This window comes from Curtobacterium sp. MCPF17_003, assembly GCF_003224385.1.
Taxonomy (GTDB): domain Bacteria; phylum Actinomycetota; class Actinomycetes; order Actinomycetales; family Microbacteriaceae; genus Curtobacterium; species Curtobacterium flaccumfaciens.
On record NZ_QKLC01000009.1, the window covers coordinates 64451 to 80445 of the forward strand.

Here is a 15995-nt window from a genome sequence, read left to right on the forward strand (position 1 = left end):
CGAGCCAGCGGCGGGCGTCAGGAGCCGGGGCGCAGACGCCTGCGTGCGGCGCGTGCGGCTGCGAGCAGCACCGTGGCCCGGGCGTCGAAGGAGTGCTCCGCCGCCATCCGATCGGCGACCGCAGCACGTTCGGCGGCCGCCGGCCACGCGTGCGCCGGGTCGAGCAGGGCGGCCACGTCGTCCCGCGAACGGGAGACGGCGAGCGTCGGGACGTCGAGCACGTCCCCGAGGCCGGCGACCTCGTCCGTGACGACGACCCCACCCGACGCCAGCACGTCGAACACCCGGTTCGACACGAAACCGCCCGCCGCCATGTCCGGCCAGTGGTCGTTGAGGACCACGCGGGCGGACGCGTACGCCGTCGCGACCTCGGCCCGTGAGAGTGCGACGGCCCCGAGCATCGCAGAGGGCACGACGCCGTCCCACCCCGGGCCGTGCACACGCAGGTCGGTGCCGAGTGCGACCGCGTCGGCGACCACCGGCCGGGCCGCGCCACGGGTCGACCCGACGAAGACGACGTGCCCCGCGTCCGCGCCGGACTCCGACCGGGCGGCCGGGTGGAACACCGCCGGGTCGGTCGCCTGCAGCAGTGTCCGGACCGGCACGCCGGCACGTGCGGCGGCTTCCGCAGCCCACACCGGACCCGCCGCGAACGCCGCGTCGAACGACCGGAGCTCGGTGTCCGAGACGTCGTCGGGGTGGCTGATCACCCAGAGCAGGTTCACCGACGCGGGGTTCGGCGGCACACGGTCCAGCCCGCGGATGACGAGCGTGACGTCGTCTGCGGCGTCGTCGTCCCGGACGTGCGCGTCGCGCCGGTCGACGCGGACCTGCTGGCCGAGGCCCTCGAGAGCGCTCGCGAGCTCGGTGGCGAAGTGCACGTCGCCCCACCCGTCGCCCTCGGGGCCGGCCGGGGCGGCGATCTTGACGGACCAGGACAGCCGGTCGTCGTCGGATCGCGATCGGGGCGCCGGTGTGACGGGTCGCGCACCCCACGGGGGCAGCGGGGGTCCGGCTGCGACCGCTCCGTCGCCGTCCGGGGCCCGGTCGCGCCAGACCGAGAACGCATCCACCGTCGACGCGTCGACCGTCCGTCCGGCCTCCGCCGAGCGGTTCAGCGACCACACCACGCGCACGGGTCCGCCGTCGCGGTCCGCGACCGCGCGGGTCCAGCTGGTCAGGGTCATCCGCTCGTCCGGGAGGCACGGTGCCGGCACCAGGGAAGCGCCCGGCATCGAGACGGCCGGCTGGTCCGCTGCGAAGACCGGCACCACAGCGAGCGGGAAGCCCTCGCGGTCGTCCGCCTGGCTGCGGACCGGGCTCGTCGACCCGTCGTCGGACCAGGGAAGCGCTCCCGGGCGCACCAGCCGCACGCCGTCCCGCTGCGAACCGTCGGGCATCCGGATGCGGGCCTGGGCCACGCCGCCGCCGCCGGCCTCCGCCAGGACCTGCAGGTCCTGGTCGGTCACCCGGACCGTCGAGTCGACCACCAGGAGCACCCGCCCGACCCCGTCGGCGACCCCGGCGTTGATCGCCGAGCCGATGCCGTCGACCGGGTCCGAGCGGACCCAGGGGATCCCCCGCGCCTGCTTGCCGACCGGCGACGCATCGGCGACGTAGCCGACCGCGCGGGTGTCCGCCGAGGGGCCGAACGCCATCCGGGCCGCGGTGACCATCGACGGCAGCGCGTCGTACCGGTCGGACCGGCTCACCAGCAGCACCGTCACCGACCGGTCGAGTGCCGGCAGGGCACCGTCCCAGCCGACCACCCGTTCGGGGTGGTCCGGCGTCACCGACGGGGGACGGGCCTCCGAACGGGAGACCGCCGCATCCGGTCGGCGGCGACGGAAGAGTGCCATGCGAGGACCGGCCGGGGGCGACGTCAGACGGCGAGCAGTCGCTGCAGGTAGACGCCGTAGCCGCCCTTGACGAGCGGTGCGGCCAGGTCGGCGAGCTGCGCGTCGTCGATCCAGCCGTTGCGCCAGGCGATCTCCTCGATGCAGCCGATCTTGAAGCCCTGACGGTCCTCGATGACCTTGACGTACTCGGACGCCTGCATCATCGACTCGAACGTGCCGGTGTCGAGCCAGGCCGTCCCGCGGTCGAGGACCTGGACGCCGAGCTCGCCCGCCTCGAGGTAGCGCTCGTTGACGGTCGAGATCTCGAGCTCCCCGCGGGCGCTCGGCTCGATCGTCTTCGCGATCTCGATGACCTTGTTGTCGTAGAAGTACAGGCCGGGGACGGCGTAGTTCGACTTCGGCTCGGCCGGCTTCTCCTCGATGGAGACGGCGGTGAAGTCGTCGTCGAACTCCACGACGCCGTACGCCTTCGGGTCGGCCACGTGGTAGGCGAAGATGGTGGCGCCGTCGACCTCGGTGTTCTTCCGCAGGTTCGTGCCGAGGCCCGTGCCGTGGAAGATGTTGTCGCCGAGGACCAGCGCGACGCTGTCGTCGCCGATGAACTCCTCGCCGATGACGAACGCCTGCGCGAGGCCGTCCGGGCTCGGCTGGACCGCGTACTGGATGTCCATGCCGAGGGACGAACCGTCGCCGAGCAGGGCACGGAACTGGTCGTTGTACTCCGGCGTCGTGATGACGAGGACCTCGCGGATGCCGGCCATCATGAGGGTCGACAGCGGGTAGTAGACCATCGGCTTGTCGTAGATCGGCATGAGCTGCTTGCTGATGCCCTTGGTGATCGGCCAGAGACGGGTGCCGGAACCCCCGGCCAGGATGATGCCCTTCATCGCGGTGTGCTTCCTTCGTTCGTTACTTGGTCGTGCGGAGCGACTCGGTGTACGCCACGCACTCCTCGTAGGTGGGCAGCAGACCCGCGGCGGCGGCTTCCTCGAGCGTCGGCGCGCTGGTGTCCTTCTCGGACAGGACCGGCTCGCCGAGTCCGTCGGGCAGCTCGAGGCCGACCGTCGGGTCGAGGATGGTGATCCCCTTCTCGCGCTCCGGGGCGTAGTGGGCGCTGACGAGGTAGTTCACCGTGGACTGGTCCTCGAGCGCGACGATGGCGTGCCCGAGGCCCTCGGACAGGTAGACGGCCCGACGGTCGACGTCGTCGATGCGCACGGAGTCCCACTGCCCGAACGTCGGCGAGCCGACCCGGATGTCGACGATGTAGTCGATGAAGGCGCCGCGCACCGCGGTCACGTACTTGGCCTGGCTCGGCGCGACGAGGGCGTAGTGGATGCCTCGGGCCACACCGGCCGCGGAGACCGACATGTTCACCTGTCGGAGGTCCAGCGGGTGACCGACCGTCTCTTCGAGGACGTCGGCGCGGTACGCCTCGAGGAATGCTCCTCGTGCGTCGCCGTGCTGGACGGGCGTGAACTCCCACGCGCCGGGGATCTTCAGTTCGCGGATCTGCACGGCTGCACCCTACCAAGCCGCCCGCCCCTGGACCCGTCGGCAGGCCGTTCCTGCGGCGGTCCGCGGGTTCGCATAGGCTGTCATGGCCTCGCGCACCTGCCGGACCCCATGAAACGAGACACTGCGAACCCGTGAAGCTCTTCATCCAGATCCCCTGCCTCAACGAGGAGAACACCCTCGCCAGCGTCATCGACTCCATCCCGCGGGAGATCGACGGCATCGATGAGATCGAGATCCTGGTGATCAACGACGGCAGCACCGACCGCACCGTCGAGGTCGCCAAGGAGCACGGTGTCAAGCACTTCGTGCACCACACCACGAACATGGGGCTCGCCCGCTCCTTCCGGGACGGCGTCGACTACGCGCTGCTCCACGGCGCGGACATCGTCGTCAACACCGACGGTGACAACCAGTACCCGCAGGCGCAGATCGCCGAACTGGTGCAGCCGATCCTCCGGAAAGAGGCCGAGATCGTCATCGGCGACCGGCAGACGCGCACCATCGAGCACTTCTCCGGCTTCAAGAAGCTCATGCAGCGCTTCGGCTCGTGGGTCGCCAGCCGCGCCGCCGGGCTCGACCTGCCCGACGCCGCGAGCGGGTTCCGCGCGTACTCGAAGTACTCGCTCATCCGCCTGAACATCGTCACGCGCTTCAGCTACTGCATGGAGACCATCGTGCAGGCCGGCTACAAGCGTCTGGCCATCGCCTCGGTGCCGATCACCACGAACCCGAAGACCCGCGAGTCGCGGCTGTTCAAGAACATCTGGCAGCACATGTTCCAGTCGGGTTCGGCGATCGCCCGCGTCTACCTGATGTACCGGCCGATGGCGCTGTTCCTCTGGGTGGCGGCGATCCTCGGGGCGCTCGGGGCCTGGCCGCTCGTCCGGTACCTGGTGCTGCTCGCGATGCACACCGGCGGCAACCACCTGCAGTCGATCATCCTCGGCGTCGTCCTGTTGATCACGGCGGTGCTGAGCATCGTGATCGGCGTCGTGGCGGACCTGACCCGCCTGAACCGGACCCTGGCCGAGGAACAGCTCGACCTGCAGAAGCTGCAGCGGTATGGGGACTGAGCGCGGAACGTCCTTGCTCGACCGGCGGACACGCTTCGCGCTCTGGGTCCGTCGACCCGGCAGCTGGGTGGAGATCGCGGCCTGGGCTGCGCTCGCGGCGTTCGTGGTCTGGACCATCGGACCGGCACTGATCGGACACGGCACCTTCCTGAACACCGGCCTGCTCGGGCGGTACACCCCGTGGGGTGAGACGTTCCAGTCGACGACGGCGTCGACCAACATCCTGAACAGCGACACGATCGACACCGTCGCGCCGCAGAACTCGCTCCTGACCCGCCTCGCCCACGAGGGCGTCTTCGGCGCGTGGAACCCCTACGTCGCCGGTGGCGCGGAACTCGGCGGCGTGCCCGACTCGGGCGCGTGGTCCCCGCTCGCCCTGCCCTGGTGGATCCTCCCCCTGGCCGCCGCCCCGGGCTGGGTGAAGCTCCTCGAGATCGTCGTCGTCACGGTCGGCATGTCCCTGCTGCTGCGCCGCTGGGGTGTCCCCCGCGCGGGCTGGGCGATCGCCGCCCTCGTCTACTCGTCGTCAGGGTTCATGGTCGCGTGGTCGAACTGGCCGCAGACACGGGTCGCGGCCTGCATCCCCCTGCTCTTCTGGGCGATCGACCGCGCCGCGGTGGAGCTCCGCGCGCGTGACGTCATCGCCGTGGGCGTGCCGCTCGCGTCGATGCTGCTCGGCGGGTTCCCGGCCATCGTCGGCTACGCCCTCTTCATCGGTGGGCTGTACTTCCTCGTCCGCACGATCGTCGCGCACCGACGGTGGGTCCCCGTGCTCGTGAGCGGGGCGATCGCGGTGGGCGGCATCCTGTTCGGCCTGCTGCTCTCCGCGTGGCAGCTCGTCCCCTTCGCCATCAACGCCACGAGCCTGGTCGACTTCAGCGGCCGTGGGCAGAGCGGCCCGAACGGTCTCGGCACCCCGCCGCTCGTCAGCGCGTGGGTGCCGGACATCTCGTTCGTGCAGAGCACCGGCCCGGCCTGGGGCATCCGCAACCCGGTGGAGGAGTACTCCTACCTGGGGATCGCGGCCGTGGTGCTCGTCGCCGCGGCGGTCCTCATCCGCCCGGCGACGCACACCGTCGCGTCCCTGCCCGACGACGCCACACCGGCCGTCCGCGCACGGCACGACCTGGTCCGACGTCGCACCCGCGGCGTCGTCGCGATCGTCGCCTCGATGCTGGCGCTCGCGGTGGTCATCGTCTACCTCGGCGGCCCCGTCCTGTCCGCCGTCCGCGAGCTGCCGGTGTTCGACACGAACCCGATCGGTCGCGCCCGCGTCGTCGTGATGTTCCTCGCCGCCGCGATGGCCGGGGTGGGCTTCGGCCGCCTCGTGCAGCCGGAGAACCTCCGTGACGAGCTGGCACGCTTCCGCGCCGCCGGGCCCCTCCGGCGCACCGGTCGGATCGCCGCCGTCGCCGTCGTGTTGTTCACCGCCGTCGGCGTGGGGATGCAGACCCTGCTCGCGATCCCGCCGATCGCCGAACAGTACGTGCACCGCACCAAGCTCGAGATCCTCACGGTCGGCATCCTCGGCGCGGTCACCGTCGTGCTCGTCGTGCTCGTCTGGGTGTTCCGGTCGCGGGTGCTGGCGACCGTCGCGGCGGTCGGGGTCGTCGCGCTCGTCGTCGTCCCCGCCGTGACGGCCACGAAGCCCTGGTGGCCGATCGCGCCCAACTCGACGTTCTACCCGACCACCCCCGCCATCGACTACCTGCAGGAACACGTCTCCGCGCAGGACCGCTACGCCGCCACCGGCAGCGCCATGCTCCCGGGGTCGTCCTCCTACTACCGGATCCGCGAGACCACGGGACACGCGTTCCAGACGGGCGAGTGGAAGGACCTCATGCGGGCGGTCGACCCGGACACGTACCCGACGGCCACGTACCTGACGTTCGAACCCAATCTCATGCCGTCGCTCGCCCGGTCGGGGATCCTCGACCGGCTCAGCACGAAGTACCTCGTCGCCGATCCGTCGGCGCCGCTCGCCGGCACCGCCGAGGCGGGTGCGGCGCAGACGAAGTGGTCGGACCTGACCGCGGACAACCCCTCGGTGGACTCGGCCAGCAACACCGGCCCGGTGAACGGCATCACCTTCACCGGTCCACCGGCCCCCACCCTGACGCTCGGGGGCATGACCCTCGACGTGGCGATCGTCGCGGACGACTCCGGCAAGACGATCACGTCGACGTCGACCCGCGTGCCGGGCCTCGGCGGCCCGCGGAACGTGGCGCTCCAGGGCTCCACCATCCCGAGGTCGACCTCGTGGCACGTCCGCATCACCGTGACCGGGCAGGACAAGCTCGTGCCGATCGGCACCGACGACGCCGGCGACGCCGTGATGAGCATCATCCGTCCGGTCTCCGGTGACGGCGTCCGGGTGGTGCACACCGGCGATGCGACGATCTACGAGCGCGGCGACGCCCTGGACCGCGTGCGCTGGGCGTCCGACCAGGTGGTGGAGCGCACCGGACCGGCGCGCGTCCGGGCACTCGCCGACCAGTCGCTGCCGGACTCGACCGTCGTCCTGAGCGCTCCGTCCGAGCACACGGCCGACCCGGACTCGAGCGCCGAGATCACCCTGCGGGGCAGCGACGTGAACAGCACGGTCGCCGAGGTCGACGCCACCGGGAGCGGCTGGGTGGTCGTCGCCGACTCGCTCCAGCGCGCCGGCTGGACGGCGACCGTCGACGGCGAACCGACCGACCTCGTCGCGGCCGACGACGCCGGCGCCGCCGTGTGGGTCCCCGCCGGCGAGCACACGGTGGAGCTGCGGTACACGGTGCCGGGCGCCCGGACCGGGTACCTGCTGACCGGCGGCAGCGTCGTCCTCGCCGTCCTCACCTGCACCGTCGTCACCCTGCTCGTCCGGCGCCGCCGCAGGCCGGGCGACGACGCGGCACGGCTGTGACCGGCTGGTATCGTCAACCGATCCACGGTCGACCGGCGGTCCTGAACGACACGCCGACGACCGACGCACCACCGGACGGCCACCGTCGACCGGAGAACACCGATCCCAGAACCACACCGACTCCGAAAAGGAACCAGACCTCGTGAAGATCCTCGTCACCGGCGGAGCCGGCTTCATCGGCTCGAACTTCGTCCGACGCACCCTGCAGGACGCGTACCCCGGACTCGAAGGCGCCGAGGTCGTCGTCTACGACGCACTGACCTACTCGGGCAACCTCGAGAACCTCGCCCCGGTCTCGGACTCCCCCCGGTACACGTTCGTGCAGGGCGACATCCGCGACGCCGCGAAGCTCGACGAGGTGATCCCCGGCATCGACGCGATCGTGCACTTCGCCGCCGAGTCCCACGTCGACCGGTCGGTCCGCGACTCCGGCATCTTCGTCGAGACGAACGTCGTCGGCACCCAGCGTCTGCTCGACGCGGCGCTCCGCCACGGCACCGAGCGCTTCGTCCACGTGTCCACCGACGAGGTCTACGGCTCCATCAGCGAGGGGTCGTGGGACGAAGAGCGCCCGCTCGAGCCGAACTCGCCGTACTCGGCGTCGAAGGCCGGCAGCGACCTGCTCGCCCGCAGCTACCACCGCACGCACGGGCTGAACCTCTCGATCACCCGCTGCTCGAACAACTACGGGCCGTACCACTTCCCCGAGAAGGTCATCCCGCTCTTCGTCACGAACCTCATCGACGACCTGCACGTCCCGCTCTACGGCGAGGGCAACAACATCCGTGACTGGCTGCACGTCGACGACCACACCCGCGGCATCGCGATGGTCCTGACCCGCGGTCGCGCCGGCGAGATCTACAACATCGGCGGCGGCACCGAGCTGACCAACAAGGAGCTCACACAGCTGCTCCTGGACGCGACCGGCAAGGACTGGTCGTACGTCGACCGCGTCGCCGACCGCCTCGGCCACGACCTGCGCTACTCGGTCGACATCTCGAAGATCAGCAGTGAGCTCGGCTACGAGCCGCAGGTGCCGTTCGAGCAGGGCCTCGCCGACGTCGTCCAGTGGTACCGCGACAACCGCAGCTGGTGGGAGCCGCTTAAGGAACGCGCCGCCCTCTCCTGAGCCGCCGTCGGCCCAGGAGCACACCGGCGTGCTCCTGGGCCGACCCCTGCTCGACCGCCACCCCCGACACGGAAGCGACACCATGACCCGGTACCTCATCACCGGCGCCGCCGGCATGCTCGGCCACGACCTGCAGCACGCCCTGGCCGGCCGCGACGTCACCGCCCGTTCCCGTGCCGAGCTGGACATCACCGACCCCGAGGCCGTCGACGCCGCGGTCGCCGGGCACGACGTCGTGATCAACTCGGCCGCCTACACGAAGGTGGACGACGCGGAGACCCACGAGGACACCGCGACCGCGGTGAACGCGGACGGGCCGGCGTTGCTCGCCGAGGCCGCGGTGCGGCACGGGGCCAAGCTCGTGACGATCTCGACGGACTACGTGTTCGACGGCAACGGCACCGCTCCCTACGCGGAGGACGCCCCCACGGACCCCCTGAACGCCTACGGCCGGTCCAAGGCCGTCGGCGAAGCCCGCGTCCGCGCGATCGCGCCGGACTCCTCGTACGTCGTCCGGACGGCGTGGATCTACGGCGCACACGGACCCAACTTCGCCGCGACCATGCTCCGGCTCGCGGCGTCCCACGACACCGTGAGCGTGGTCACCGACCAGGTCGGACAGCCCACCTGGACCGGTGACCTGGCCGCACGCATCGTCGAGCTCGTCGACGCCGACGCACCCGCCGGCATCTACCACGGCACGAACAGCGGTCAGGGCTCGTGGTACGACTTCACCCGGGCGATCTTCTCCGAGAACGGTCTCGACCCGGAGCGCGTCCTGCCGACCGACAGCGGCGCCTTCGTCCGTCCGGCGCCCCGCCCGGCGTACAGCGTGCTCGGCCACGACGCCTGGTCGCGCGCGGGCCTCGCCCCGATGCGCGACTGGCGCGAGGCGTTGCACGCGGCGACCGAGGCCGGGATCTTCCGCGCATGATCCAGCCGTCCACCCTGGTGGTCGGCGCCGGCGGGTTCCTCGGCGGCGCCGTGCACCGGTCACTCGTCGGTTCGGGCGCAGCGACCATCGCCGCCCGCGTGCCGTGGGACGACCAGGACGCCGCCGTCGAGGCACTCGTCGACGCCTTCCGCTCGGTGCGGTCGCAGCCCGGCCGCTGGCGCGTGCTGTGGTGCGCGGGCACGGGGGTCGTCGCCACCGGAGCCGACGTCTTCGACGAGGAGCAGCGCCTGATCGCCCGGGTCCTCGACGCGACCCGGGACGACCCGTCCGGAGACGGCACGCTCTTCTTCGCGTCGTCGGCCGGAGCGGTCTACGCCGGCAGCGCCGAACCGCCCTTCGACGAGGGCACGGAACCGCTCCCGCTGGCTCCCTACGGCCATGCGAAGCTCGCTGCCGAGGCCCAGTTCCGGTCCTGGGCCGCGGAGACCGGCACGCGCCTCGTGGTGGGACGGATCTCGAACCTCTACGGACCGGGCGCGAACCTCGGCAAGCCGCAGGGGCTCGTCTCGCAGCTCACCCTCGCCCACCTCGAGGGCCGGCCGTCGTCGATCTACGTGCCGATGTCGACCACCCGCGACTACCTGTACATCGACGACGCCGTCGACATGGTGCTCCGGACCATCGACCTCGTCGAGCAGGCCCCCCCTGCGGCCGCGGTCACGAAGATCCTGGCCTCCGGACAGCCGGCGACGATCGCCGACGTCATCGACGCGGTCGAGCAGGCGATCGGCAGCCGCCTGGACATCCGCGAGGGCGCCGACCCCTCGGCCACGTTCCAGGGACTCGACCTCCGCATGCGGTCCGAGGTGCTGCCGCAGGTCGGCGACCGCACCTTCGTCCCGTTCCCGCAGGGGGTCGCGACGACCGTCGAAGCCATCCGTGCCCGTCGCGCACCGGTCGGGGCCGAACCCGCCGAGCAGTAGGATCGCCGCATGCGTGATCGCCCCGCGGGCCGCATCGGGTCGTTGGACGGACTCCGTGGCGTCGCCGCCGCCGTCGTCCTAATCCACCACGGACTCCTCGTGGTGCCGACGCTCTCCGACGGCAACAACGGCCAGCCGATCCCGGCGAACCGCGCCTGGCTGGTCGACACGCCCCTGCACCTGTTCTGGGCCGGCGGCGAAGCGGTCTTCGTCTTCTTCGTCCTGAGCGGTTTCGTGCTGACGCTCCCCGCACTCCGTCGCGCACAGGACTGGATCGCCTACTACCCGAGCCGCCTGCTCCGGCTCTACATCCCCGTGATCGCCTCGGTCGGTCTGGCACTGGCACTGTTCCTGCTCGTCCCCCGGACCCCCGAAGCCGGGGCCTCGGGCTGGCTGCTCCGGCACGTCGAACCGCTCACCGCCGGCGGCCTGCTGGGCGACCTCACCCTGGTCGCGCCGACCCGACTCAACAGTCCGCTCTGGTCGTTGACGTGGGAGGTCGCGTTCTCCCTCCTGCTGCCGCTCTTCGTGCTCATCGCGAAGGCCACGAACCGGGTGTGGTGGCTCACCGCGATCGCCGCGCTCCTGCTCTCGGCACTCGGTCGGCAGTACCGCGAGGACTGGCTGATGTACCTGCCGATGTTCCTGCTCGGGTCCGCCCTGGCAGCCGGGTGGGAGCGGATCCCCGAGATCCGGCGTGGCCCGGGCTGGGCCCTCGCCGTGCTGGCGGTGCTCGGCATCACGTTCGAGTGGTGGCTCCCCCGCTCGCTGGTCGGCATCCACGTCCCGATGGTGGTCGTCGCCTCGGCCGGGCTCATCGTCCTGCTGTGCGGGAAGTGGCTGCCGGCGGAACGCGTGATGCTCGGACCGGTCCCCCGGGCGCTCGGACGGCTCTCGTTCAGCCTGTACCTGGTGCACGAGCCGATCACGGTGTCGGTCGCCTACCTGCTGCCCACCTCGGTGCCGTGGCTCACGATGCTCGTGGCGATCCCGGTCGCCGTCGTGGTCGCCGGGCTCTTCGCCCGGCTCGTCGAGCTGCCGGCGCACCGGCTGGCCAAACGGGTCGCGCGGACCATCACGGCGCGACGCGGACGCGTCGGCGGCCCGCCCGCCCGCGCCGACGACGCACGGCTCCCGGACGACGACCGCCGCGCAGCCTGACGGACGTCAGGTCGCGGGAACGGGACGGAACGACCCTGCGGGCCCGGAGGCGCGTGACGGCGCCGCCACGCGCCTCCAGACCGCCCGTGGTCGCGTCACCTGGTCGAGGGGACGCTCCTGACTACCGGGCGCGCGCGGCGGTGAGCAGGGTGCGGTACCGGTCGCCGACGGCGCCGACGGTGTGTGCCGCGGCAGTGTCGGCCGCTGCGCGGCCGAGCCGTTCGGCCAGCGCGGGATCGGCGAGCAGGCGGTCGATCGCCGCCGCGAGCGCACCGGCGTCGCCGGGTTCGACGAGCAGTCCGTTCACGCCGTCCTCGACGACATCGACGATGCCGGGGACCGCCGAGGCGACGATGGCGCAGCCGGCCGACATGGCTTCGAGGAGCGCCACCGGCAGGCCGTCGCGGTCACCGTTGGCGGCCGGCACCGACGGGTAGAGCGCGATCGCCGCCTTCGCGTACTCGGACGCGAGCGCTTCCTTCCCCTGCGCTCCGAGGAACGTCACGGCCGAACCGGCACGGGCCTCCAGCTGGGCGCGCAGCGGACCGTCCCCGACCACGGCCACCTCGGTCGGCTGCTCGGCCATGCGGTCGAGGGCGTCGAGGAGGACGGTCGCGCCCTTCTTCTCGACGAGGCGGCCGACGAAGAGCACCCGGCCGGGCACCCGGGCCTCGCGCTCGACGGCGCGCGTGATCGGGTCGAGGTCGACACCCATCGGGACGACGTGCACCTGGTCGTCACGGGCGCCGAGCTTCCGGAGTTCGCGCGCCATGTCGGTGCTCATGCAGGTGACCGACGCGGCGCTGCGGATGACGGACCGCTTGACGGCCTGGAGGACCGGGTGGCGCAGCGCGTACAGGTCGCCGCCCAGCGTGGTCACGACGCGGGGCAGGTCGCCGAGCACGACACGGCCGACGGCTCCCTGCGGGATGATCCAGTGCAGCAGCGCGACGTCGGGCTGCGAGCGGCGACGCTCGCGCCGGAGCGCGGCGGCCATGCACACGAAGAAGAACGGGACCTGCAGCCAGCGGGACTTCTTCGCCCGCAGGTTGTCGACGATCGCGCCGTCCGCCAGGTCACGCCAGCGCGACGGGAAGTAGCCGAACCGACGGACCTCGACGTCCCCGATCCGCTGGTGGGCGCGGGCGCCCTTCGTCATCGGGGCGACCACCACCACGCGGTACTCGTCCGACAGTGCCGTCGCCAGGTCGAGCACGAAGCCGGGCGTGCCGTCGCCGGCCTCGGCGGGGAAGGTCGACGCAGCGACGAGCAGGGTCGGGCGGAGTTCCGGATCGGGTCGCATCCAGCGCGCTCCCTTAGAGTTGTCGGTCGATGGACGCACAACAGCCTACGGGGTCGGCCGCGGGGTCCCCGGACCCGCTCGACACCTCCGCCGACGCCGCGATCGGCGCCGTCCCGACGACCGGACGGCGGGCCCGTGTGCTCACCGTCGTCAAGTGGGTGGCGGCCGTCGTGGCCCTCGCGTTCCTGGTCTGGAGCATCGCGCGGCAGTGGGACGACATCGCTCGCGACTTCGTGCGGCTCGACGCCCTCACGATCGTCCTCGGCGTCGCCGCGACGATCGTCGCCCTCGTGGCGAACATGCTCTCCTGGCGGGCCATGATGTCGGCGAGCGGGTTCCGGGTGCGCCTCGCCGCGGCGTCCTCGATCTTCTTCGTCGGCCAGCTCGGCAAGTACATCCCCGGCGGCGTGTGGTCGATCGCCGCTCAGGCCGAACTCGGGCGCGCACACGGCCTGCAGCGCACCGGCAGCGCCGTCGCGGCGCTGGCGTCGATGCTCGTGAGCATGGTCACCGCGGCCGTCGTCGGGATCGTCGCGGTCCTGCTGGCCTCCTCCACCGGGTTCGCGACGTTCTGGTGGCTCATCCCGGTCATCGTGGTGGGGCTGGTCTGCCTGACCCCGCCGGTGCTCGGTCGCCTCATCGCCGTCGCGTTCCGGGTCCTGCGTCGCCCCGCCCAGGACACCACCCTCACGTGGACGGGCACCGTCATGTCGCTCGTCTGGTCGCTCGTCATGTGGCTGGCGTACGGCGTCCAGGCCACCCTCGTGCTTCGGGTCTTCGGGGCCGACTCGCCCGCGCTCTTCCCGGTGGCCGTCGGCGCGTACGCCGTCGCCTGGCTCGTGGGGTTCGTGGTCGTCATCGCCCCGGCGGGCATCGGGCCGCGCGAGGGCATCCTCGTCCTGCTCCTCGGCAGCGTGGCCGGTGGATCGGCGCCGCTCGCCCTCGCCGTCATCAGCCGGGTCTTCATGACCATCGGAGACGTCGTGCTGGCCGGGGTCGGCGCACTGCTCGCAGCGCGCCACCGCCGGAAGTCGGCCGCCGCCGCGCTGGGCGGTGGCGCCCCGGGAGCGCCCCGTGCCGACTGATAGGGTCGGCGTTCGGCCGCGCCGCGCGCACGGCAGCACCACGAGGAGGCGCACCACATGACAACGCTCCACGTCATCGTGGACCAGGTCGTCGCCCCGGTCCCCGGAGGCATCGGTCGGTACGCCGAAGAGCTCACCCGCCACCTCATCGAGCACGCCCCCGTCGGCTGCGAGGTGTCCGGGGTCGTCTCGGCGGTGGGCCGCGACGAACTCGCCCACATCCGGACCCTGCTGCCCGGGCTCGCCGACCTCGACCGGCTGCCGCTCCCCCGCCGCGAACTCTCCCTCGCCTGGCAGGGCGGGATCGTCGGCGGCCTGGCGAAGGGCATGGTGCACGCTCCGAGCGTGCTCGCCCCGCTGGTCCGGCACGACCGTTTCCAGGACCCGGGCCGGCAGACCGTCGTCACCGTGCACGACACGGTCCCGTGGACCAACCCCGAGACCCTGACGCCGCGCGGCGTCCACTTCCACAAGGCGATGGTCAAGCGTGCGTGGAAGCACGCCGACGCCGTGGTGGTGCCGACCCACGCGGTCGCGAGTGCGCTCAACGAGATCCACCGGTTCGACGACCGGCTCCGGGTCATCGGCGGAGCGCCGAGCGGGCGGCTCCGGCTGCCCGTCGACGCCGTTCTCCGCGCCGAGCGGCTCGGGCTGCCGGAGCGGTACGTGCTGGCCGTCGGCACGCTCGAGCCACGGAAGGCGCTCGGATCCCTGATCGAGGCGATGGCGCACCCCGACGCGCCCGCCGACATCCCCCTCGTCATCTCCGGCCCGGACGGTTGGGGCGACGTCGACGTGTACGGCACGGCGGAACGAGCCGGTCTCTCGCGTGACCGGGTGAAGGTCCTCGGGCGGATCGACGACGCCGACCTCGCCGTGGTCTACGACCGGGCCACCGTGTTCGTGTTCCCGAGCCTGGCCGAGGGGTTCGGCCTGCCCGTCATCGAGGCGATGAGCTTCGGCACCCCGGTCGTGCACTCGGACGACCCCGCCGTGTCCGAGGTCGCGTCGGACGCCGGCGTCACGGTCGCCCGTGGTCCGAAGGAGTCCTACCCGGAGCGGCTCGCGCAGGCCGTCTACCAGGTGGTCAACGACCCCCTGCTCGCCGGGCAGCTGGCCGTCGCCGGCCCCGATCGCGCACGCATGTACGACTGGAGCGATTCCGCCGCCGAGACCTGGCAGCTGCACGCCGACCTCTGACGGCGTGCAGCTGCCCGTCCGGCGGTCAGCCCGTGTACGAGTAGGTCGTGACCCAGTCGATGTACAGGTGGCCGAGCCCGCCCCAGTTGCCCACCTGGAACATGTAGCGGTGCGCGGTGGTCGGGACGTCCTTGGTGATCGTCTTGATGACCTTCCCGTCGAGCGAGTAGGACACGGACTTCCCGGGGATCCACTCGATCGAGTAGGTGTGCCACGAACGCCACGACGTCCCGGTGCTCAGGCTGGTCGCCGTCGCTTCACGTCCGGGCGTCATCGAGTGCTGGTGCAGCATCGGTGCGGACTCGAAGTTGGACTCCGGGTAGTCGATCTCCCCGTCCGACCACTTGTCCGACGTCGGCCACAGCATGAAGGCGGCGCCGTTCCCGTTGCCACCGGCGGCCATGGCGCGCACCGTGAACTTCCCGCCCTTGTGTCCCCACGCTCCCGTAGGCGAGCCGAACGTGCCGGCGGCCCCGCGCTTGCCGTCGAGACGGACGTCCATGTTCCCGTTGATCGCACTGATCTGCGTCCCCGAGTAGTACATCCCGCCGGTCCCGTCGGGGTAGGGCTGCCACGACTTCGCGTAGGACGCGGCGAACTTCCCCTTGGCCGCCGCGGTCGTGCGGAAGTCCTCGCGGAAGGTCTGCTTGAACTTGCCGATGTTCCCGACCGGCGCGGACGTGTTCGCTGCTGAGGCGGCGCTCCCCTGACCGAACGGCCCGGCGACCAGCACGACTCCCAGGAGCACGACTGAGAGTGCGGCTCTCGTGATCGCGCGTTTCTGCATGAGCTGTCACTCCCTGACATGACGATTCGCACCCGTTCCCGTGGGTGCCGGACGGCCGACCCTCGGCCGTCCGCGGTCCACGGTAGTTGCGTTGTCC

The 15995-nt window shown here is 71.7% G+C and carries 13 protein-coding genes; 8 read left to right on the top strand and 5 right to left on the bottom strand.

What is annotated here, in order from left to right:
• Nucleotides 1-17: 17 nt before the first annotated feature.
• The 3 genes from DEJ30_RS10660 to DEJ30_RS10670 are packed head-to-tail and all read right to left on the bottom strand — an operon-like array spanning nt 18 to nt 3377.
• Nucleotides 18-1859, bottom strand: a complete 1842-nt coding sequence (locus DEJ30_RS10660; RefSeq protein ID WP_110861225.1) for a glycosyltransferase — start codon at nt 1857-1859, stop codon at nt 18-20.
• A gap of 23 nt (nt 1860-1882) precedes the next feature.
• Entirely contained in the window at nt 1883-2746 is an 864-nt protein-coding gene (gene rfbA, locus DEJ30_RS10665) for a glucose-1-phosphate thymidylyltransferase RfbA (protein WP_110861227.1), read from the bottom strand.
• Between the two features lie 22 nt (nt 2747-2768).
• Nucleotides 2769-3377, bottom strand: coding sequence for a dTDP-4-dehydrorhamnose 3,5-epimerase family protein (locus DEJ30_RS10670; RefSeq protein WP_110861229.1), 609 nt, complete (start codon nt 3375-3377; stop codon nt 2769-2771).
• A 131-nt stretch (nt 3378-3508) separates the two neighbouring features.
• Here DEJ30_RS10670 and DEJ30_RS10675 point away from each other — a divergent pair, with 131 nt between their 5' ends.
• From DEJ30_RS10675 to DEJ30_RS10700, 6 genes are all read left to right on the top strand, one after another.
• Nucleotides 3509-4450 carry a glycosyltransferase family 2 protein gene (locus DEJ30_RS10675; protein ID WP_110861231.1) on the top strand — a complete coding sequence of 314 codons (942 nt, stop codon included), beginning with the start codon at nt 3509-3511 and terminating at the stop codon, nt 4448-4450.
• Nucleotides 4440-7355 (top strand): hypothetical protein, encoded by a 2916-nt coding sequence (locus DEJ30_RS10680; RefSeq protein WP_146238563.1) that lies wholly within the window; start codon nt 4440-4442, stop codon nt 7353-7355. Before DEJ30_RS10675 ends, DEJ30_RS10680 begins: the two co-directional genes overlap by 11 nt.
• A gap of 142 nt (nt 7356-7497) precedes the next feature.
• Nucleotides 7498-8484, top strand: coding sequence for a dTDP-glucose 4,6-dehydratase (gene rfbB / locus DEJ30_RS10685; protein ID WP_027466479.1), 987 nt, complete (start codon nt 7498-7500; stop codon nt 8482-8484).
• A gap of 82 nt (nt 8485-8566) precedes the next feature.
• Nucleotides 8567-9418, top strand: coding sequence for a dTDP-4-dehydrorhamnose reductase (rfbD, locus tag DEJ30_RS10690; RefSeq protein WP_110861392.1), 852 nt, complete (start codon nt 8567-8569; stop codon nt 9416-9418).
• Nucleotides 9415-10362 (top strand): NAD(P)-dependent oxidoreductase, encoded by a 948-nt coding sequence (locus DEJ30_RS10695; RefSeq protein WP_110861235.1) that lies wholly within the window; start codon nt 9415-9417, stop codon nt 10360-10362. Before rfbD ends, DEJ30_RS10695 begins: the two co-directional genes overlap by 4 nt.
• Before the next feature lie 9 nt (nt 10363-10371).
• Nucleotides 10372-11523 (top strand): acyltransferase, encoded by a 1152-nt coding sequence (locus tag DEJ30_RS10700; protein WP_110861237.1) that lies wholly within the window; start codon nt 10372-10374, stop codon nt 11521-11523.
• 121 nt (nt 11524-11644) lie between these two features.
• Here DEJ30_RS10700 and DEJ30_RS10705 read toward each other — a convergent pair whose 3' ends face one another.
• The gene (locus DEJ30_RS10705) at nt 11645-12826 is read right to left on the bottom strand and encodes a glycosyltransferase family 4 protein (RefSeq protein WP_110861239.1); all 1182 of its coding nucleotides are present in this window, start codon (nt 12824-12826) and stop codon (nt 11645-11647) included.
• 29 nt (nt 12827-12855) lie between these two features.
• Between DEJ30_RS10705 and DEJ30_RS10710 the strand changes: the two genes are divergently transcribed.
• Both DEJ30_RS10710 and DEJ30_RS10715 read left to right on the top strand, forming a co-directional pair.
• Nucleotides 12856-13911, top strand: a complete 1056-nt coding sequence (locus tag DEJ30_RS10710) for a YbhN family protein (RefSeq protein ID WP_110861241.1) — start codon at nt 12856-12858, stop codon at nt 13909-13911.
• Between the two features lie 57 nt (nt 13912-13968).
• Nucleotides 13969-15111: a glycosyltransferase family 1 protein gene (locus DEJ30_RS10715; protein ID WP_110861243.1), complete on the top strand. Its 1143-nt coding sequence runs from the start codon at nt 13969-13971 to the stop codon at nt 15109-15111.
• Between the two features lie 25 nt (nt 15112-15136).
• Here DEJ30_RS10715 and DEJ30_RS10720 read toward each other — a convergent pair whose 3' ends face one another.
• The gene (locus DEJ30_RS10720; protein ID WP_110861246.1) at nt 15137-15898 is read right to left on the bottom strand and encodes a glycoside hydrolase family 16 protein; all 762 of its coding nucleotides are present in this window, start codon (nt 15896-15898) and stop codon (nt 15137-15139) included.
• Between the last annotated feature and the right edge of the window lie 97 nt (nt 15899-15995).